Below are 18259 nucleotides of genomic sequence, written 5' to 3' on the forward strand. Positions count from 1 at the left end.
GTGGCCTCGGTGGTCTTGGTGACCCTCGTGGCCCATGTGGCCTTGAATGTCGCCGCGCACCCCGGCGGAAGCAGCATTGGCACGAACCGCCTCACGCAGATAGGAGGCAAGCCCTGGACGCTGCTGCGAGGGCGGTATCACCAGCGCGAACGCCCGCGCGTCGGCGACGAAGTCGTCGGCGATGCGCAGGTGCATGTCGGGCGGGCAGTCGGTGAACCAGCGGCCGATGTGCTGCCGATGCTGCTCGGCGAGTTCACGGGCCCGGGAGCCGTCGGCGGGCTCGTGGGCGTCGAAGGCCGCGAGGACCCGGTCGCGCCAGGCCGCCGCCTCGCCCATGACGCGGGCCCAGTCCTCCTTGGAGTGCGCGGCGGCGCGGGCCATGGCCTCCTTGTGCCCGGCGCTGCCCTCCCACTTGAGCTCGGCCTCGGTGGCGTAGCTCAGATCGAAGGTGATCTCGCCGAAGACCTCGAACCGTTCGCGCGGGCTCAGCCGGACGCCCGTCTGCTGCACCTCCATGGCACGCTCGGCGACCTCGACGAGCCGCTCCAGCTTGCCGATCTGCTCACGCAGCGCCCGCCGCCGGGCGCGGAGCTGGTCGAGGGCCTCGGCCTGCGGGTCCCTCAGGATCTCGGCGATCTCGTCGAGCGCGAAGCCGAGTTCGCGGTAGAAGAGGATCTGCTGGAGCCGGGCCAGGTCGGGGTCGCCGTACAGCCGGTAGCCGGCGGGGCTGCGCTCGCTGGGCGTGAGCAGTCCGGTCCGGTCGTAGTGGTGCAGCGTACGGACCGTGACCCCGGCGAAGCCGGCGACCTGCCCGACGGTATAGCTCATGATCGTCGCCCTTTCGTCGCCGTTCAGCGTGCAGCCTGACCTCACGTCAGGGTCAACCGGCAGCGGCGGGTGGGACGGCTTCCGTCCCGCGTCCCGCGCGCGGCGGCCGCAGCGACGCGGGGGTGCGGCCGACCAGGGTCCGTGCGGTGCGGGTGAGATGGGCCTGGTCGCTGAAGCCCGCGGCGGCGGCCACGTCCGCGATGACGCCGCCACCGTCCACCAGCGCTCCCACGGCGGTACGCAGCCGCCGCCACCGGCGCAGCACGCCGAGCGGAACGCCAACCTCCGCTCGCACCAGTGCCCGCAGCCGCGTCGGGGAAAGCCCGATCTCGGCGGCGACCTCGGTGAGCCTCAGCGCTCCTGGGCCGCCGCGCACGGCATGCAGGACGCGCGGGTCGACGGGGGCGGGCGGCCCGGCGAGGGCGGCGAGTTCACAGCACAGCGCGCCGGGCCCGAACCCATCGGCCGCCCCACACTCCCCCAGCGCCTCGACCAGCCGCCGCACGCCCCGCGCGTCCAACCACGTCGGCCCCGACCGGTCGGCCCGCAGGCACCACGGGTCCAGGAAGACGGCGACGAAGCCCGTCGAGGTGGCGCAGGTATGGGCATACTGCGGCGGCACCAGCACACCGGCTCCGACGCTCCCGTTCACGCGCACGCCCCCGCGCAGCGGCAGGACGGCCTTCCACACCGGATGACGGTGCCGGGCCACCTCGTACGCACGGGACTCACCGAAAACGGTGAGCTCCCCCGCGACCGCGAGCAGCGGACCGCGCCCTGGCCCCAGCCCCAGCCCCAGCCCCAGCCCCAGCCCCAGCCCCAGCGGACGATCGTTCTGTTCAAGACACCGCCGCGCCCACGCCCCGATCATCGGCGCATGTCGACCCCCGCCTCCCTCACCCTCGGCCCGTTCCTCGCCACGACCGCCCTCGCGCACTTCGTGTTCCCCGCCTACTTTCGCTCCCTGATCCCCGCCTGGCTTCCGCACCCCGCCATCTTCGTCACCGGCAGCGCGCTGGCCGAACTCGGCACCGCCGCCCTCCTGTTCGCGCCCGGCACGCGTGCTGCGGGCGGGTGGGCGGCGGCCGGGCTCCTGACCGCGTTCCTCGTGCCCCACGTCGACGCCGCACGTCACGCGCGTGCGCGGTCCGGAGTGTTGCACGGCCCGTGGGGCGTGGCCGCGCGCCTGGCGGTGAACGCGGGGTACATCGCGTGGGCGACGGCGGTGGCGATCACCGCGTAAGAGACACTTTTGTTAATGGGATCCATTTTCATGTAGCGTCTGGCTGACCCTGTGCGGCTCCCCCACCGCACCCACCACCCCTGGAGGACCCCATGGCCGTACCCAAGCGGAAGATGTCCCGCAGCAACACGCGTCACCGCCGCGCGCAGTGGAAGGCCAGCACGTCGCAGCTCGTGCCCGTGACGGTCGACGGCGTCACGCATCTCGTACCGCAGCGGCTCGTGAAGGCGTACGAGCGCGGTCTGATCCGGCCCGGAAGCTGAACGCCCGATGGCAACGGAAGCTCAGCGCGGCATGGCGTCCGACGACGGCCGACTGCCGGTGACGGTCCTGTCCGGCTTTCTCGGCGCGGGCAAGACCACGCTGCTCAACCACGTTCTGGGCAACCGCGACGGCCTGCGTGTCGCGGTGATCGTGAACGACATGAGCGAGATCAACATCGACGCCGCGCTGGTGCGCGGCGGCGAGGCGGCGCTCTCACGGACCGAGGAGCGCCTGGTCGAGATGACCAACGGCTGCATCTGCTGCACGCTCCGCGACGACCTCCTCGAAGAGGTCGACCGGCTGGCACGTGAGGGCCGCTTCGACCATCTGCTCATCGAGTCCAGCGGCATCTCCGAGCCGATGCCGGTGGCCGCGACGTTCGCGTTCCCGCGCGACGACGGGGCGACGCTCGGGGATCTCGCCCGCCTCGACACCATGGTCACCGTCGTGGACGCGGCGAACTTCCTGCCGGAGCTGACCGGCGGCGACGGCCTCGTCGAGCGCGGCCTTGATCAGTACGAGGACGACGAGCGCACCGTCAGCGACCTGCTGATGGACCAGATCGAGTTCGCCGACGTCCTCGTACTGAACAAGCTCGACCTCGTGACCCCCGAGGACGCCGACCGGCTCAAGGCGACGCTCGCGCGCCTCAACCCGGGCGCCCGCGTCGTCACCGCGACGCACGGCCGTGTGGACCTCCGGCACCTCCTCGGGACCGGACTGTTCGACCTGGAGCGCGCGCAGCTCGCGCCGGGCTGGGTGCGGGAGCTGAACGGCGACCATGTGCCCGAGACCGAGGAGTACGGCATCTCGAGCACCGTCTTCCGGGCCGAACTCCCCTTCCATCCCGAGCGGTTGTGGTCGTTCGTCACCAAGGGCATGGACAGCGGCACCTATGGACAGGTGCTGCGCTCCAAGGGGTTCTTCCGGCTCGCGAGCCGCCCGCGCGTGACCGGGCTCTGGTCGCAGGCCGGGGCGGTCGCGCGGTTCGAGCCGACGGGCGCGCACCACGCCGACGAGGACGCACACGACGATTCCGTGTGCGGCCAGGAGTTGGTGTTCATCGGCACCCGGCTGCGGACAGCGGCGCTGCGGGCCGCGCTGGCCGCGTGTCTGATGGCCGAGGGCGAGGAACCACCGGCCCGGGACCCGTTCCCTGCCTGGGACACGGCCTGCTGAGATTGGCGGAACTGTGACGGTGCGAGCCCGCGCGTGAGGCAGCATTTCCTGCCATGGAATATCAGCGAGCCCGCGACCTCACCGCCCAGCGCCGAGCGGTGAAACTGCCGGTCAAGAACTATCTGCCGCCGTTGCTCGCCGCCCTGGACCGACCGGACCGGGGGCTGCGGGGCATTCTGGTCGCGGGCACCAATGGCAAGGGGTCCACCTGCGCGTTCGCGGTCTCGGGGCTTGCCGCGCTGGGGCTGCGCGTCGGCAGCATGCCGGGTCCGGCGCTCCAGGAGGCCACCGAGCGCATCCGCGTGAACAACGTGCCCGCCTCGCGCATCGCGTACGCCGCCGCCTACACCGAGGTCGACGCCGCCGCCCAGCGGCTGAGCGATCCGCTCGACGCGCCCGCGCTTCGGGCCGCCGCGGCGGCGGTGCACTACCGCCGGGTCGGCGTCGACCTGGCCGTGATGGAGGCGAGCGCCGGCGGCCGCGACACCGCCGTGAACTCCTTCGACCTCGGCGTGAAGGTCATCACGAACGTGGCCCTCGACCACACCGAGTTCCTCGGCGAGACGTACGCGGAGATCGCCTGGGCCAAGGCCGGGGTGGTCCGTGACGGCGACCACGTGATCCTCGGCGATCTGCCGCCCGAGGCGGCTGCCTCGGTGCGGCGGGTGCTCGCCGAGCACAGCGGCCTTACGGTGTGGCGGCTCGGTGAGGAGATTCAGGTCGCCGCCGTGTCTTCGGTGGGGGCGGAGGAGGCAGAGGGGGAAGCGGGGGCAGAGAGCCCGGGAGGCGCGGAAGGCGCGGAGGGCGCCACCGCGCGCACGAGGCTGGTGGAGGTGCGCACGCCTCTCGGCGTCCACCACGACCTGCCCTGCCCGCTGCGCGGCACCCACCAGCAGCGCAATCTCGCGCTCGCCGTCGCCGGGATCGACGCCCTGCGCGCACGCGGCCTGGTGCCCGACTTCGACGAGCACCGGCTGCGGACCGGTCTGGCCGCCACCACATGGCCCGGCCGCCTCGAACTGGTACGCCCGGCCCGGCTCGACGACTGGTCCGGGTCGGTCCTCATGGACGGCGCGCACAATCCGCACAGCGTGGCCGCCGTGCTCCCGGACATCGTGGACATCGTGCGCAAGACGGGGGCGGGGCCGACCCCCGTACTCGTCTTCGCGGTGGAGGGAACCAAGGCCGCCGACGAGATGCTGGCGGAACTTCCGGCGGACTGGCCCCTGGTGCTGACGCGCACCGCGTCCCAGAAGGCCGCCGACCCGGACCATCTCGCCCGCCTGGTCGCCGACCGCCCGCACGTCCACCATGCCGTGGACGTGCCCGAAGCCCTGCGGCAGGCGGCCCGTCTCACCGGTCCCGACGGCCAGATCGTGGTCATCGGATCACTGACTCTGGTGGGCGAGACGCGGACCCTGCTCGGCCTGCCGCCCGGCTGAAGCCGGACCGTCAGCACGCTCAGATCAGCAGCCGCGCGCACCCCTCCGCCTCTGGGGGCCGGTTCGTGGACGCCCTAGATCCAGTAGTAGCCGTCGGGCACACCTGCCGCGCGCAGGGCGGCCAGCAGTTCGTGAACGTCCCCCGTCGTCTTTCTCGCTGCTATCCAGCGACCGGCTTGAGGTAGCCGTGGTCCAGGAGCCACTTCACGTTGAGGCGCTGGCCCTCGCCCGGGTCGAGGAACACGGGATCGAGCTTGATCTGCTCGCCGCCGCCGGGCTGTTCGAACCAGGGGGCGATGCCGCCCTGCCAGACGTGGAACGGCTTGGCGACCTTGTAGACGCGATAGTCGCAGGCGTACGCGGCGTCGCGGGTGTTGAGGTTCTGCGGGGGCAGCGCGCGCTCGGCGTAGGAGTCCCCGGCGGGCGCGAGGAACGAGCCGTACTCGGAGCCGAAGCGGTCGAGCAGTTCGCCCTTCTCCAGCTCCTCCGGGTGCTTGTCGACCTGGCCGTTGACCGTCTCGAAGCCGTCATTGGGCGGGTACTTCCAGGTCCCGGTGTCGGCCGGGCCCTCCCAGTACTTCTTCAGGAACGCGGCGGGCGCCAGCTTGCCCGTGCGCTTCCACTTCTTCAGGAGCGGGCCCACGGGCTTCTGCCACTTCTGGGGCAGCCACTTGGGGCCGAGGCGGGCGTCGCCGTGGAAGGTGCCGGTGCAGGGCTCGGGCTTCGTCGCGGACGCCGAGGACCGCGCCGCCGCGTCCGAGGCGTGGGGCGCCGCGCTCGCCGTCGGCGCCGCGGCGACGACCGTCACCATCGCCGCCGTCACCCCCATCGCGGCCAGGGTCGTACGTATTCGGATCACACGGCTGTGGTCCACTGGGCCACTCCTCAGGGTCTCCGCTCGCGTACGCGCGAGCATCACGAACAACTCGCACACGGTAGCGAATCAGTGGCGTTCAGTGGTCAACTCGCCCGGTCACGCGCCCCTGTTGACGACGTATTGGCCGGAACGCATCGGGGGCGGGTGCGTTCCGCGTACGAACGCGCGGCGACGAGCAGCCCCCAGCCGAGCCCTCCGAAGGCGAGGCCGCCGAACGCCACCATCCAGGCGAGCCCGGTGCCGCTGGTGAACACGCCGTCAGGCTCAGGCTTCGGCAGCACACCGGCGGCCATGAGCAGGGAACCGGCGGTGAGCAGCGTCCCGTACAGGGCGAGGCTGAATCCGGTCAGCCAGGCCGGGACCAGCGGCAGCAGACGCGGCACGCGACGCCCGGAAAGCAGCAGCGTCCAACGCGGGAACACCTGGCCCCAGCAGTGCAGGAGGCCGAGGAGCAGGAAGAAGCCGAGGAGCGCGCCGAGCACGGTCACGTCGACGCCCACTGACGCGAGCGCCTTCGCCGCGCCGGTCGACTCCGATTCGACCTCGTCCTGCCAGGCCTCCCCGCTCACGCCGATCGCGTCGCCGCCGAACAGCCAGACCGTCTTCACGACGGACCACGGCAGCAGTCCGCACATCAGCAGGTACGCGGTCGCGCGCGTGCGCGGTGGGGCGGTTGTCGCGGGCGGGTGGGCGAGCGGCCCGTCTCCGCCGCCCTCGTGCCACTGTCCGCAGCGGGGGCAACTGCCGCCCAGGCGACGGCGGTACGAGACGGCGACCAGGGCGAGCAGGGTCGTCCCGGCCGCGACCAGCAGGAGGTTCACCAGGCCCGTGACGCTCTCCAGGCCCGCGCCCGACGCCAGGGTCACGAAGTACATGGGCAGACCGATCGCGCCCCAGCCGAGCGCGGGGATGAGTACGGCCAGCGCCCCGCCCGTCGCGCGGCGGCCGCTCCTGCCGAGCGTCCTGGTCGTGGCCAGGCTGACCCCGGACGCGGCGAGGGCGAGGGCGGCCAGGAGGAGTTGGAGGGCGGCGGGGGTGTGGCGGTCTCCGGCCAGCGGTACGCCGGTGCCGGTCGCCGCCCACAGCGCTTGGAGTGCGGCGTACGCGACGCCCCAGGCCGCGGCGGCGCGTGGCGCCCAGGCGGGCCAGCGGCGACGCCACGGGGCGGAGTGTTCGGCCGCTTCCTGTCCGTCGGCGGTAAGGGTCGGGAGCGCCACGGTGTCCTCCGGGATGCGGCTCGGCGGGGAAGCATGAGGAGTTACGAGGAGAGGGATGGGGAATGGCCGGGCTCCTGCACAAACGGGGCCTGGACTCCGAGCCTCCCTTCAGCCCTCGCCTCCGCACATCGCTCCCATGGACCACCCGCCTCCCCCGCACGGCGGAACCATCGCGTTGCACTGCATGCAACTCAAGTTGCGCCTCTTGCCTGTTGGGGTGTTCGGGGGCCACTGTGTCTGCCTGCCACTCCGACATCACCGGTCCCCCACCCCGAGGTGTAGTCATGGACAGAAGGCGGTTCATCGGTTCGAGCCTCGCCACGGCGACGGCGGTCGCCACCGGCGCGGTCACCTCCGGCGCGGCAGCAGCACCACCGCCCACCGGGTCCCCCGGCGGAGCACCCCACGGCGCCGCGGCCGCTCCCCGTTCAGGCGCGCGTGCGCAACGGCCGCTGTTCCTCGGTACCTACACGTCCCAGCAGGGCGGCGGCACCGGCATCGGCCTTGCGACGTACGACGACGGGACCGGCGAGGTCACCGGCGTCGGCATGCTCGGCGGCATACCGGACCCCTCATACCTGGCGGCGCATCCATCGGGACGGACGCTGTACGCCGTCAACGAGCGTGAGCAGGGCGGGGTGACCGCGATCGCGCTCTCCCCCGACGGCGCGCACCGGGTGCTCGGCACGCGTTCCACGGGCGGCGCGGGGCCCTGCCATCTGTCCGTGCACCCCGGCGGTAGCTGGCTGCTGAGCGCCAACTACACGTCCGGCAGCGTGGCCGTGCACCCCATCGAGCCGTCCGGCGCGCTCGGCGAGCGGACCGACCTCGTCACGCACTCCACCCCGCCGCCCGGCCCCGGCCAACAGGGCCCGCACGCCCACCAGATCAGCGCCTCCCCGGACGGCCGGCACGTCCTCGCCGTCGACCTGGGCACCGACACCGTCTACACGTACCGCCTGGACACGACGGCCGGAAAGCTCAGCCGCGTCTCGCACGCGACGGTGCGGCCGGGCGCCGGACCGCGCCACCTCGCCTTCCACCCCTCCGCGCGGTTCGCGTATCTCGCCGACGAACTCGACAACACGGTCGTGGTCTGCGGTTACGACCCCGCGAGCGGCCGCCTCGCACCCGGCGAACCCCAGCCCACCGGAACCAAGCCGGGCGTCACGAGCTACCCGGCGCAGCTCGCCGTCACCGCCGACGGACGCTTCGCCTTCCTCGCCAACCGCGGCGACAACACCCTCACCCGATACGCCGTCGAACGGGACGGCGCACGGCTGCGCCTCCTCGACACGGTGCCCGTGGGCGGCGACTTCCCCCGCCACCTCGCGCTCTCCCCCTCGGGACGACTCCTGTTCACGGCGAACCAGCGATCGGGTTCGGTGAGCGTCTTCCGCGTGGACGCGGCCACCGCCGAACTCACCCTCGCGGGCAAGCCGTTCGCGGCACCGATCGCGGTGTGCGCGTTGCCGTTGTAGCGCTGGCATCCGCGAGCGTCGCGCCAGCCGAAGCGCTCCGGAGAGCTGCTGGCGACGAGATCACCGACGGATATGGGAACGCGCTCGAAGTACGCGATCTCCTTGGACTTGGCCGAGTTGGTGAAGTCGCGGAGACACCGGCCTGCTACCAGGCCGTGTCCGTGGAGTGCGAAGCGTCCTCGTCAGCACACCGTGTGCCCAGAGACGACGGCCGTTGTGCCGTCGACTCTGAGCAGCCCGGGCCACGTCCACGAGCTCGGCAATGACCAGACGGCCACCGCCCACTCAGCCGGACTCCGCTTACACGGCGCACGCTGTCGGAGGGCACTGGGTCGACCCGGTCCGGTGGAAATCTCCCGCGCTCCTCGTGCTGGATAGGATCGAATCCCGGGGCCTCGGCCGTCTCCCCACACAACAGGACGTAGGCGTTGTCCGGTTGAGCGGCAGCAGAATGAAGCGGCTCGGAGGCGGTATCGCATTCCTGCCCCGGCACGGTCAGCAGAAGTAGTGCGGCGGCCCTCACCGAGAGCGATGCGGGCCGCCTTCCACGACGTTCCCCTACTTGCGATACTGCGTATACATCTTTGTCGCCCCTACGCCCTTCGGGCACTCAGCCCTGTTGTAATCAGGACCCCAATACACGGGGGCGTTGTACTCCCGGCCATTGGCGCAGTAGACCTTGACCCGGACGTCGGCTCCAGAGCATGTGGCATGCGCGCGTCCCCGGTCGGCGTAGTCGATCCACTCGGACCCTGACGTCGGGCACTCCGTGTAGATGGTCGAAGCCGCAGCCGACGCAGGCGGACTCGCAATGGCCAGCCCTCCAGTGAGGGCCAGAAGTCCGGTGGCAAGTGTGACCGCACCGCGGTTCTTCCTGATCTTACTGAGCATGGTGAGACCTCTCTCAAGTCTGCTGCCGCTGGGCGGCAGATGGGGAATGGGGCCGTCCGGACGTGACGCCAGAGGAGCGCATTGACACTCGCTCACCTCACGAGCAGTCAGATATGGCGGCACCATGCGTGGCGTCTGCTCCGCAGGGCTCCAGAGCTGCCCTTGTGCCGGACTTGATCATGTTGTTGCCCGCCCTCCTTCCGTTCGCCGGGTTTGCTGGCTTCCAGAAATCGACGGGTACGGCCCCCGGGAAAGTGCCCGAGGGTGGCTCGCCGCCGGTTTCGAGTAGAAACAGTGGCAGTGCCGTCCTGTGGAGAAGCTGAGGGACCCTGAGGATCATTCAGGAAGCCGATCCCGCGCTCGGGTCCACGGGATTGGACGCTGAATCGGACGCCCTGGGAGGCGACGATTCTCAGCGTGGCTTCAGGTGCCTCCCGCGATACTGAGCGCATGCGGATACTCGTGGCGGAGGACGATCCCAGGTTGATGGAGTTGCTCCGGCGCGGTCTGCGCGGGGAGGGCTTCGTCGTCGACGGCACGGGCAATGGGACACGGGTCCTGGAACTGGTCCAGGAGAACGACTACGACGTGGTCGTCCTGGACATCATGCTGCCGGGGATGAACGGGCTGCGGGTCTGCGCGCGCATGCGGGAGGCCGCGCTCTGGGTCCCGGTGCTGATGCTCACGGCCAAGGACGGCGAGTTCGACGAGGCGGAGGGGCTCGACACCGGGGCCGACGACTACGTCACCAAGCCGTTCTCCTACGTGGCACTGGTGGCGCGTCTGAGGGCTCTGGTGCGCCGGGGACAGCGGGAGCGGCCGGCTGCCATCGAGGCGGGCGACCTGCGCGTGGACCCGGCCACGCGGCGCTGCCATCGCGGACAGATCCCCGTCCCGCTCACCATGCGTGAGTTCGCGGTGCTGTGGTACCTGGCGAGCCGCCGCGGGGAGGTGGTTTCCAAGACCGAGATCCTGGAGCACGTATGGGGCAGCTTTGACGGCGACGTCAACGTCGTGGAGGTGTACGTCAGCGCCCTGCGCCGAAAGATCGACAGCCCGTTCCATCGGCGTACGATCCACACCGTCCGCGGCGCCGGCTACCGTCTCGAAGACGAACCAGCCTCGCCATGAGGCGACTTGGACGGATCCGGTTGCTGCCGACGCTCAGCATGCGGGCCAAGGCAGCGCTGCTGTCCGCCCTGCTGGTGACTCTCCCGCTGGCTGCCGGCTCCTTCCTCGCCACGGACTTCTGGCGCCGCTCGCTCCTGGAGAACGCCATGGAGACGACGGTTCTCAGGGCGAACGTCACGAACACCTTCGCCCGCGGCGTCAAGTCGAACGCAGCCGAGCTGCCCCCGGGGGCACGGCAGTACTGCGTCTCCGGCAAGCCGAAGGTCCTTCGGACGGGCGGGCTCACCGCCACGGTCACTCCCGGCGGCCCGGACTCGGGCGCGCTGTCTCTCTGGTTGTGGCCCGACCTCATCGACGGGGACGGCGCTCCCAGAACCCTGCGCATCGTCTACCCGGAGTATCCGACACCCTCGTCCCACCGGCTCATCACCGAATACGACCTCAAGAAGGAACAGGCCGCGCTGGATGCCATGGCCCAGCGGATCGTCGGCACCGCGGCGGGACTGGTCCTGCTCACCGCGGCGGTTGCCTGGTTCATCGCCGGACGCACCCTGCGGCCCATGGAGGCCATCCGGCGGCAGTTCACGGAGCTGAGCACGCACCACCTCGATCAGCGCGTCCCCGTACCGCCGCGGAACAACGAGATCAGCCGACTGGCGGTGACCATGAACGACACACTCGACCGGTTGCAGAGTTCGGTGGAACAGCAGAGGCGCTTCACGGCGAACGCCTCCCACGAACTGCGAACCCCCCTGGCGGCGCTGCGTGCCGAGTTGGAGATCGCTCTCGCTCAGCCGCAGAACGCCGACTGGCCCCAGGTGGTCGAACGAGCACTGGGGGACGCGGTACGTCTGCAGCAGCTCACGGACGACCTGCTCATGCTCGCGCGTCTCGACGCGCAAGCGACGCTGTTCGACTCCGGCAAGCAACTGGATCTGGCCGATCTGGTGCGTGAGGAATGCGCGCGGCGAACCCTGCCCGCGCATCTCGCCCTGACGGTCTCCGCCGGCCAGGATCCTGTGCCGGTCCGGGGCCACTGTTCACTGCTGGGCCGGGTACTGGGCAACCTCCTCGACAACGCCGAGCGTTACGCCGCCCAGCGCATCACGGTGTGCCTCACCCGCGACGCCGGCGCGGGAACGGTCACGCTCGACGTCGGAGACGACGGACCCGGCATCCCGGCCGAAGACCGCACCCGCGTCTTCGGCTACTTCACCCGGCTCGACGAAGCGCGCAGCCACCACACCGGCGGAGCCGGCCTGGGCCTGGCCATAGCCCAGCACATCGCCACCCTCCACCACGGCAGTCTCACCATCACCGACAGCGACCACGGCACCCACTTCCGCCTCACCCTCCCCGGCCCTCAGCCGCAGCGGGAGCCACAACCGCCGGACCGTCCGCACACGGAGACCGAAAACGACTGTCCGGCATCCGCCGGACGCCCCCCGGACAGTGACGCCCCGCGCGTGGGTCAGTCGTTGCAGCCGAACTAGTCCAGCTGCGTCCGCACGCACCACAGCGGCGGTCGTCGCCAGCACGCTCGTCGTCACCACGGGTGTCATCCCTGGGGACTGAAGCGCCCCGCAGATCCCGTGATCTGTGGTGGGTTCGACCTCGCGGAACCCTCCCGGCGGGGCCGGATTAGGGTGAGGCGACCGGGCGGTGGACGCGCGGCGGGCTCGCCCGGGGCGAGTGGGAGCCAAGGGGAGGTTCTTCGTGACGGATGGTGTGCGGGACACGGGTGGGGCGTTGAAGGTCGCGGTGATCGGTGCCGGTGGCGTCGGCGGGTACTTCGGGGGGCGGCTCGCGGAGGCCGGGCACGATGTCGGGTTCGTCGCGCGGGGCGCCCATCTGGCGGCGCTGCGGCGCGACGGCCTGACCGTGGACAGCCCGGCGGGCGACTTCACCGTCGCGCCCGCGCGCGCGAGCGACGACACGCACGACATCGGGGAGGTCGACGTCGTCCTGCTGTGCGTCAAGACCTCGCAGCTGCCGCCCGCCATCGCCGCGTTGAAGCCGCTGATCGGCTCCGGCACGGCGGTGGTCACGCTGCAGAACGGCGTCGAGGCGCCGGAGCAGGTGGCCCAGGAGGTCGGCCGCGACGCGGTACTGCCCGGCACCGCGAAGATCATCGCCCATTTGGACGGCCCTGGGCGGGTGCGGCACGTCGGCGGGCCGGGAGCCCTGGCCTTCACCGAGTGGGACAACCGCGCCACGCCCCGCGTGGAACGGCTCCGCGCCGCGCTCACCGCCGCGGGCGTGAACGCCACGGTGCCCGACGACATTTGGGCCGAGCTGTGGGCCAAGTTCCTGTTCGTGGTGCCCTTCGGCGGGCTCGGTACGGTGACGGACGCGCCGTTCGGGGTGCTGCGCTCGCGGCCGGGGACGCGGCAGTTGCTGGTCGAGGGGATGACCGAGATCGAGCGGGTGGCGCGGGCCAGGAACGTACCGCTGCCGGACGACATCGTGGCGCGCACGCTCGACTTCATCGACCAGCAGCCCGCCGCGGGCACCTCGTCCCTCCAGCGCGACATCCTCGCGGGCCGCCCCTCGGAGCTGGACGCGTGGAACGGTTCGGTGGTGCGCCTGGGCGAGCTCGCGGGGGTGCCTACGCCCGTCAATCGTTACTTGTACGAGGTGGCGGGTGTGCTGGCCGCGCGGCCTCGGCCCGAGGAGACCGGCGGGGGCGACAACGGCTGACGCCGACCCCATGGTTCCGGCAAGTTGTCAGTGGTCTCTGCGATCGTGTGCGTCGTGGATGAGCTGGTGGAGCGTGTAGACGAACGGGACCGCGTGCAGGGGGTGGTCTCCCGCAGGGAGGCTGTCCAGAGGGGCTGGCTGCACCGCATCGCCACGACCGTGTGCCGGGACGAGCAGGGTCGATTCCTCGTTCATCAGCGGGCCGAGCATATGTCCCGGTTTCCAGGGCAATTCGAAGCCGCTGTTGGCGGAGCCGTGGGAGTCGGTGAACCCTACGAGCAGGCAGCCTCCCGAGAGTTGGGTGAGGAGATGGGAGTCCGGGCGCCGGCGCGCTTCCTGTTCAAGTTCTTGAGCCGAGGCGGACTCAGCCCGCACTGGCTCGGCGTACACGAGGTCGTGGTGCGGGCCAGTGTGAATCCGGCTCCTCGCGAGGTTGCTTGGTATGGCTGGTTGACTGAGTCGGAGCTTCGACGGTCACTGCGGGAGTGGCGCTTCACTTCCGACAGCCGGGAGCTGTGCGACCGGTACTTCGCCTTCCGGGCAGGGCGGGAATAGGCGCCTGGCAGCGAGTGCCGGGATCAGGCACACATTCCGTGAGGGCGATCACCGGGATTCGGGGACGGTGACGTAGCGTCACCTGGGACCGTGGTGTGGTGTGACGAGCTCGTCAGCGTGCTGTTCCCGTACCTCGGCACCGTGCTGGTGGACGCCGTCTTCCCCGAGGACGCCGCGGTTCACGTGGTGGCCAGAACCCGGGACGTCGTCGTGAGTTGTCCCGACTGCGCGATGCCGTCCGAGCGGATACACAGCACCTACGAACGGCATCTGGCCGATGGCCCCGTGGGTGATCAGGCGGTACGGATCGATCTGTCCGTCCGGCGGTTGTACTGCGAGAACTCCGCTTGTCCGCGCCGTACCTTCGCCGAGCAAGTCGACGGACTCACCGTGCGGTACGGCAGGCGGACTCCGGCTTGCCGCCGGGTGCTGGATTCCGGCATCACCCGTCGGCCGGGAAACCGATGAATGTCGGTGAGAGGTCAGAGCGCTGGCAAACCGGGCCTTGCCCGAGCGTCCCCGACCCCAGATCCGTGCTTCAGAAATCGTCGTCCACAACGGCGCCGTCCTTTGCATCTTGGGCGGCGTCCTCGCCATGCTGCTGAGCCTTCTGAGCAGCCTTCTCCTGAGCACGCTGCGCCTTGTCAGCCGGGTCACCCGGGTCACCCGCGGCATCCTTTGCCTTATTTGCGGCATTCTCCAAGAAGTCGCCGATACCCATCACGTTCCTCCGAGCTGTGTTTGCGGTCACTACTCCAAGGGACGCACGGCGCAGACGGAACCTCCTCCCGGAATCGCCATCCGGGTGAACAGGACCATCGCCGGACGGCCCGCTTCACGGCAGTACCCGGGCCCGCCCCGGCGCCGGAGGTCCACCACCCGAACCACGGGCAGCAGCGACTGCTACAGCGCCACGAAGCCGACGTCGTCCACGCTCGGCACGATCTCGACCTCGTCGCCGAGCGCCCACTCCGCGACGCGCGACACGGTCGCCGCCGGAATGGCGTCGCTGATGCCCGCCGCCGCCGGAATGTCGTACGTCGCGTGCGCGTCGTGCGCGATGACGACCCGGAAGCCGAGGTCCAGGGCGGTGCGCGCCGTCGCGCTCACGCACATCTCGGACATGACCCCGCAGAGGGCGAGCGAGCCGATGCCCTCCGCCCGCAGCACGTCCTCCAGTTCGGTCTCCTCGAAGCCGTCGTCGACGGTCTTGTGGAACACCAGCTCGCCGCGCTCGGCGTCCACCGGGAAGTGCGTCTCCCAGGTGGGCGTGCCCCGTTCGTCGAGGGCGCCTTCCGGGCCGTCGTTCTGCAACTGGATGACGAGCGAGCCGGCCGCCCGCGCCTTGGCGAGGAGCTGCTCCACACGCGGCAGCAGGCGCTCCGCGTCGGGCACGGCTTCGTCACCGACGACGAAGCCGGACTGGGTGTCGACGATGACCAGGGCCTCGACCGGCTCCACGGGAGCGGATCCGGCGGGCGTCGACTGACTCGATGATGCGGTGGCAGAACTCATGTACCCCATCATCCCTGCGGGTTGCGGACGCCGGGCACCGGCCCCCGTACTCCGCGAAGGCCGGGACATGTACGTCAAGAACCCCGCCGCACCACGTGCCTTCAGGACTCCGGCGGAGCCGGCCGCAGCACGGGCCGGCGCAGCAGCCGCGCCTTGGTGAGCAGGGCGTGCATGCGCTCGGTGACCTGGCCCAGGTCGTCGACGGGTTCGTAGAACGGCAGCCGTACGTCGGCCTGGCTGCTGACCCGTTCCAGGCGCAGCGTCAGGCCGTGCCGGTCGATGGCCAGCGGTTTGACGGCGACGACGCCGGACAGGCTGTCCGCGGCGACGAGCCGGGTGAGCTGTTCGACGGCCTCGGGGTGGGCGTCGAAGAGGTGGGTGAGCAGCCGGCCTTCGGCGAGTGCCAGGGGGTCCGGGTCGGTGAGCGCGAACTCCTCGAGGTCGATGCCGGTGCGGCCGTTCCCGTCGTGCAGCACGGCGCAGGCCGGCTCGAAGACGAGGTGGTCGCGGGTGGCCGTGAGGGTTCCGGAGAGCCAGAGCCGGGACCGGACCCGGTCCCTGACCGGCACCGGGGCGACGTCGGCGAACTCGACGAGCGTCGAGGGTTCGCCGCGCGGCGCGCAGATCAGCGCGGCGGCGAGCGCGCTGTCCTCCGGCGGGTGCAGGAGCACCGTGCCGCGCTCGCTGACGGTGTGGGCACCGACGAGGTCGTCTCTGCCGATCTCCGTGGTCACCGCGCAGGACCAGGCGGTGGCGAGCACGGAGCGAGCGCGCGCCGCCGCGGTGGGCATGGTCGTGCTGACGTGTCGGACACCCATCCTTCAACCTCCATTAGGTAAGCCTTGCCTAACTTATCGGAGATCGCGTGACGCTGCCAGCACGCGTGACCCGCGAGTCGCGTCAGGTCCGGCGATGCATCCCGATCGATTCGGGAGCGGTCGGGCGGAACCCGAACTTCTCGTACAGGAAGCGGGCGTCGCCGTCCGCGATGAGTGAGACGTACGCCCCCTGTGGCGCCCGGCGCTCCAGCTCGCCCACCAGCGCCGCCATGATCCGCTTGCCCAGGCCTTGGCCCTGGTGGGCGGGCAGGACGCAGATGTCGACGATCTGGAAGACGCAGCCGCCGTCGCCCACGACCCGCCCCATGGCGACCGCCTCGCCCTCGGAACCGTCGGAGTTGCCGGCGCGGACAGTCACCGCGTGCCAGGTGTTGGGCAGCCCAACACGGGCCGCCTCCACCGTCCTCGCGCTCAAGCCGGACTCGACCCGCAGCCGGAGATAGGTGTCCACCGAGGGCGTCTCCGCCCGCAACATGTAATGGTCAGTATTGGCATTCACCTGCTACATGCTAGCTGCACGGCGACGGCGATCTTGCCGCGTGGGCGTCCGCGGCCCTCGCCGGCGGAGCCGCCTTCCAACAGGGTGTGCGCCTGTGCGATGTCGGCCAGCGGCAGCACGGCGCCGATCACCGGCCGGAGCTTGCCCCGGTCGAACATCGCCCGCCTCCTGGAGACCCTGCGCGACGCGTTCTCAGCGGCTGTCCAGAAGTCCTGTCGGTAATGGGCTGGGAACCAGGGGCTCGTCCAGGGGGCTGCGGTGGCAAGGTTTTGATCGGGTGAGTGGCCGCGGAAGAACGTGTGGACCTGCCGTCTTGGTATCTCAGGGCGGCGGCCGGGCAGCGTCCAGCGGGCCCGGACATGCGGCAGCAGGTGCACGTGCGTTTCGTCTGCTGTCGGGACCTTCGCACCCGCGGGCAGCAGTGTCATGCGACGGCGGATGGCCGTCGTGACCCCGTCCCGGGCCGGATCCCCGCGGGCGATCAGCTTCGGCCGCCGCCAGACGGCCACCTGCCGCAGGCGCCGATACAACGTGCGGCGAGACATCCGCGGCCGCCCCAGGTATCGGTGCAGCTTGCAGACGGTCCACGGCCACAGCCGCTCAAGGAGCGCGATGATCCGTGCGGTCAGCCGGCCTCCGCCCAGTCTCGGCCGTCCGCTGCGGGGCCGATCAGCCAGGCCGGCCACACCGGCGGTGTCAAAGCGGCCGATCCACCGACGCACCGTGGCCGGGTCACACTCCAACAGCACGGAGATCTGCGTTGGTGACAAGCCTTGCAGGGACAGCAGGACCATCTGTGCCCGTACAGCCACACGCCATGGACCGCGCAACTTCCCACGCAACAGGGCCAGTTCCGAGCCAGAGGCGTTGGCGAACACGGTTGGTGGGCGCACACTGACCACGACCTCGCCGGGCAGTCGGGCGATGCTGACACCTCGATCGAACCCTCGGCGAGGGCTGTGTCAACACCCCGCGTTCAGAGGTTGGCGCGCTCGCCAACCATCTGTGCGCGCGGACGACCTTGTGGTGTTCTACCCCCGTGGACAGTGTTCTCGCGACCTTGATAGCAGTCCTGGGGACCCTGCTTGGCGCTGCCATGACACACCTGTTTCAACGCAGAGCAGCCGCCCGTGACCAGGTGTTCGCGGCTCAGCAGCAACTCCGCTTGGAGCGCATGACCGTGTACAGCGATTTCGCCGGGGCAGAGACTGAGTTCAGACGAGGCCAACACGACCGCTGGTACCGCGCACTCGAGGCCCCGGACAGCCCTGCCTGTTTCGAAGCTCGCATCGAGGCATACCGCCTTCGCTCGCGCGCCCTCCATGCGCTGTTCCGGGTCCAGCTCGTAGCAAGCAGCCAAACGATGATCGACGCCGCACGACACGCCCACCATCTGACAGCCAGGGTGCACAAAGCATCCGGCGAGACAGAACTGGATGCACTTGGCGCGCAGGCCCGAGACGCCGTGGAGCACTTCGTGAAGCTTGCGTCCTCTGATGTGCGGTAGGGCTGTGGAAGCCCCCAATCTCTCCGGGTCTTCCGAGGCCAGCAGACCGCCTTACATTGGCGCGCAGAACTTCTGGATACGCGCTCAGATG

At 70.6% G+C, this 18259-nt stretch carries 19 protein-coding genes and 1 pseudogene; 11 read left to right on the forward strand and 9 right to left on the reverse strand.

Annotation, left to right across the window (positions count from 1 at the left end):
- Nucleotides 1-69 precede the first annotated feature (69 nt).
- Nucleotides 70-828 (reverse strand): annotated as a pseudogene (locus tag IEY91_RS32550) (MerR family transcriptional regulator); the annotation flags it as partial.
- A 52-nt stretch (nt 829-880) separates the two neighbouring features.
- Nucleotides 881-1519: a helix-turn-helix transcriptional regulator gene (locus IEY91_RS32555; protein WP_229697371.1), complete on the reverse strand. Its 639-nt coding sequence runs from the start codon at nt 1517-1519 to the stop codon at nt 881-883.
- A 186-nt stretch (nt 1520-1705) separates the two neighbouring features.
- Between IEY91_RS32555 and IEY91_RS32560 the strand changes: the two genes are divergently transcribed.
- The 4 genes from IEY91_RS32560 (at nt 1706) to IEY91_RS32575 (ending at nt 4956) form a co-directional block, all read left to right on the forward strand.
- Nucleotides 1706-2071 (forward strand): DoxX-related protein, encoded by a 366-nt coding sequence (locus IEY91_RS32560; RefSeq protein ID WP_189176744.1) that lies wholly within the window; start codon nt 1706-1708, stop codon nt 2069-2071.
- A 92-nt stretch (nt 2072-2163) separates the two neighbouring features.
- Nucleotides 2164-2334 (forward strand): 50S ribosomal protein L32, encoded by a 171-nt coding sequence (rpmF, locus tag IEY91_RS32565; RefSeq protein WP_164327128.1) that lies wholly within the window; start codon nt 2164-2166, stop codon nt 2332-2334.
- 31 nt (nt 2335-2365) lie between these two features.
- Nucleotides 2366-3514, forward strand: coding sequence for a GTP-binding protein (locus IEY91_RS32570; RefSeq protein ID WP_189176776.1), 1149 nt, complete (start codon nt 2366-2368; stop codon nt 3512-3514).
- Between the two features lie 53 nt (nt 3515-3567).
- Nucleotides 3568-4956: a bifunctional folylpolyglutamate synthase/dihydrofolate synthase gene (locus tag IEY91_RS32575; protein WP_189176745.1), complete on the forward strand. Its 1389-nt coding sequence runs from the start codon at nt 3568-3570 to the stop codon at nt 4954-4956.
- A 160-nt stretch (nt 4957-5116) separates the two neighbouring features.
- On the opposite strand, the gene IEY91_RS32580 is transcribed toward IEY91_RS32575, so the two are convergent.
- Both IEY91_RS32580 and IEY91_RS32585 read right to left on the reverse strand, forming a co-directional pair.
- The gene (locus tag IEY91_RS32580; protein WP_164328812.1) at nt 5117-5815 is read right to left on the reverse strand and encodes a TNT domain-containing protein; all 699 of its coding nucleotides are present in this window, start codon (nt 5813-5815) and stop codon (nt 5117-5119) included.
- Nucleotides 5816-5916: 101 nt separating this feature from the next.
- On the reverse strand, nt 5917-7050 hold the full coding sequence (locus IEY91_RS32585) for a hypothetical protein (protein WP_229697372.1): 1134 nt from the start codon (nt 7048-7050) through the stop codon (nt 5917-5919).
- A gap of 284 nt (nt 7051-7334) precedes the next feature.
- Here IEY91_RS32585 and IEY91_RS32590 point away from each other — a divergent pair, with 284 nt between their 5' ends.
- From IEY91_RS32590 to IEY91_RS32615, 6 genes are all read left to right on the forward strand, one after another.
- Complete coding sequence (locus IEY91_RS32590; RefSeq protein WP_189176746.1) at nt 7335-8531, forward strand: lactonase family protein; 1197 nt, start codon at nt 7335-7337, stop codon at nt 8529-8531.
- Between the two features lie 1341 nt (nt 8532-9872).
- Entirely contained in the window at nt 9873-10553 is a 681-nt protein-coding gene (locus tag IEY91_RS32595) for a response regulator transcription factor (RefSeq protein WP_164327125.1), read from the forward strand.
- Entirely contained in the window at nt 10550-12046 is a 1497-nt protein-coding gene (locus IEY91_RS32600; RefSeq protein ID WP_229697373.1) for a sensor histidine kinase, read from the forward strand. Before IEY91_RS32595 ends, IEY91_RS32600 begins: the two co-directional genes overlap by 4 nt.
- Nucleotides 12047-12269: 223 nt before the next feature.
- Nucleotides 12270-13253, forward strand: a complete 984-nt coding sequence (locus IEY91_RS32605; protein ID WP_229697374.1) for a 2-dehydropantoate 2-reductase — start codon at nt 12270-12272, stop codon at nt 13251-13253.
- A 66-nt stretch (nt 13254-13319) separates the two neighbouring features.
- Nucleotides 13320-13808, forward strand: a complete 489-nt coding sequence (locus tag IEY91_RS32610) for an NUDIX domain-containing protein (protein ID WP_164328808.1) — start codon at nt 13320-13322, stop codon at nt 13806-13808.
- Between the two features lie 141 nt (nt 13809-13949).
- Entirely contained in the window at nt 13950-14276 is a 327-nt protein-coding gene (locus IEY91_RS32615) for a transposase family protein (protein WP_164327124.1), read from the forward strand.
- Between the two features lie 70 nt (nt 14277-14346).
- On the opposite strand, the gene IEY91_RS32620 is transcribed toward IEY91_RS32615, so the two are convergent.
- From IEY91_RS32620 to IEY91_RS42710, 5 genes are all read right to left on the reverse strand, one after another.
- On the reverse strand, nt 14347-14529 hold the full coding sequence (locus tag IEY91_RS32620; RefSeq protein ID WP_164327123.1) for a hypothetical protein: 183 nt from the start codon (nt 14527-14529) through the stop codon (nt 14347-14349).
- Between the two features lie 182 nt (nt 14530-14711).
- Nucleotides 14712-15323 (reverse strand): isochorismatase family protein, encoded by a 612-nt coding sequence (locus IEY91_RS32625; RefSeq protein ID WP_189176747.1) that lies wholly within the window; start codon nt 15321-15323, stop codon nt 14712-14714.
- Nucleotides 15324-15424: 101 nt separating this feature from the next.
- Nucleotides 15425-16141 (reverse strand): DUF2470 domain-containing protein, encoded by a 717-nt coding sequence (locus IEY91_RS32630; RefSeq protein ID WP_189176748.1) that lies wholly within the window; start codon nt 16139-16141, stop codon nt 15425-15427.
- 82 nt (nt 16142-16223) lie between these two features.
- Nucleotides 16224-16637, reverse strand: coding sequence for a GNAT family N-acetyltransferase (locus IEY91_RS32635; RefSeq protein WP_164328807.1), 414 nt, complete (start codon nt 16635-16637; stop codon nt 16224-16226).
- A 20-nt stretch (nt 16638-16657) separates the two neighbouring features.
- Nucleotides 16658-17554 carry a helix-turn-helix domain-containing protein gene (locus IEY91_RS42710; RefSeq protein WP_373288069.1) on the reverse strand — a complete coding sequence of 299 codons (897 nt, stop codon included), beginning with the start codon at nt 17552-17554 and terminating at the stop codon, nt 16658-16660.
- Between the two features lie 146 nt (nt 17555-17700).
- Here IEY91_RS42710 and kilB point away from each other — a divergent pair, with 146 nt between their 5' ends.
- The gene (gene kilB, locus IEY91_RS32650; protein ID WP_164327120.1) at nt 17701-18168 is read left to right on the forward strand and encodes a plasmid transfer protein KilB; all 468 of its coding nucleotides are present in this window, start codon (nt 17701-17703) and stop codon (nt 18166-18168) included.
- Nucleotides 18169-18259 lie beyond the last annotated feature (91 nt).

The sequence above is a fragment of the Streptomyces lasiicapitis genome (assembly GCF_014646335.1).
In the GTDB taxonomy this organism is placed as follows: Bacteria; Actinomycetota; Actinomycetes; order Streptomycetales; family Streptomycetaceae; genus Streptomyces; species Streptomyces lasiicapitis.

Coding starts and splice junctions, on each gene's coding strand:
- IEY91_RS32560 (WP_189176744.1), top strand. CDS start 1,706: ATGTCGACCCCCGCCTCCCTCACCCTCGGCCCGTTCCTCGCCACGACC.
- rpmF (WP_164327128.1), top strand. CDS start 2,164: ATGGCCGTACCCAAGCGGAAGATGTCCCGCAGCAACACGCGTCACCGC.
- IEY91_RS32570 (WP_189176776.1), top strand. CDS start 2,366: ATGGCGTCCGACGACGGCCGACTGCCGGTGACGGTCCTGTCCGGCTTT.
- IEY91_RS32575 (WP_189176745.1), top strand. CDS start 3,568: ATGGAATATCAGCGAGCCCGCGACCTCACCGCCCAGCGCCGAGCGGTG.
- IEY91_RS32590 (WP_189176746.1), top strand. CDS start 7,335: ATGGACAGAAGGCGGTTCATCGGTTCGAGCCTCGCCACGGCGACGGCG.
- IEY91_RS32595 (WP_164327125.1), top strand. CDS start 9,873: ATGCGGATACTCGTGGCGGAGGACGATCCCAGGTTGATGGAGTTGCTC.
- IEY91_RS32600 (WP_229697373.1), top strand. CDS start 10,550: ATGAGGCGACTTGGACGGATCCGGTTGCTGCCGACGCTCAGCATGCGG.
- IEY91_RS32620 (WP_164327123.1), bottom strand. CDS start 14,529: ATGGGTATCGGCGACTTCTTGGAGAATGCCGCAAATAAGGCAAAGGAT.
- IEY91_RS32625 (WP_189176747.1), bottom strand. CDS start 15,323: ATGAGTTCTGCCACCGCATCATCGAGTCAGTCGACGCCCGCCGGATCC.
- IEY91_RS32630 (WP_189176748.1), bottom strand. CDS start 16,141: ATGGGTGTCCGACACGTCAGCACGACCATGCCCACCGCGGCGGCGCGC.
- IEY91_RS32635 (WP_164328807.1), bottom strand. CDS start 16,637: ATGTTGCGGGCGGAGACGCCCTCGGTGGACACCTATCTCCGGCTGCGG.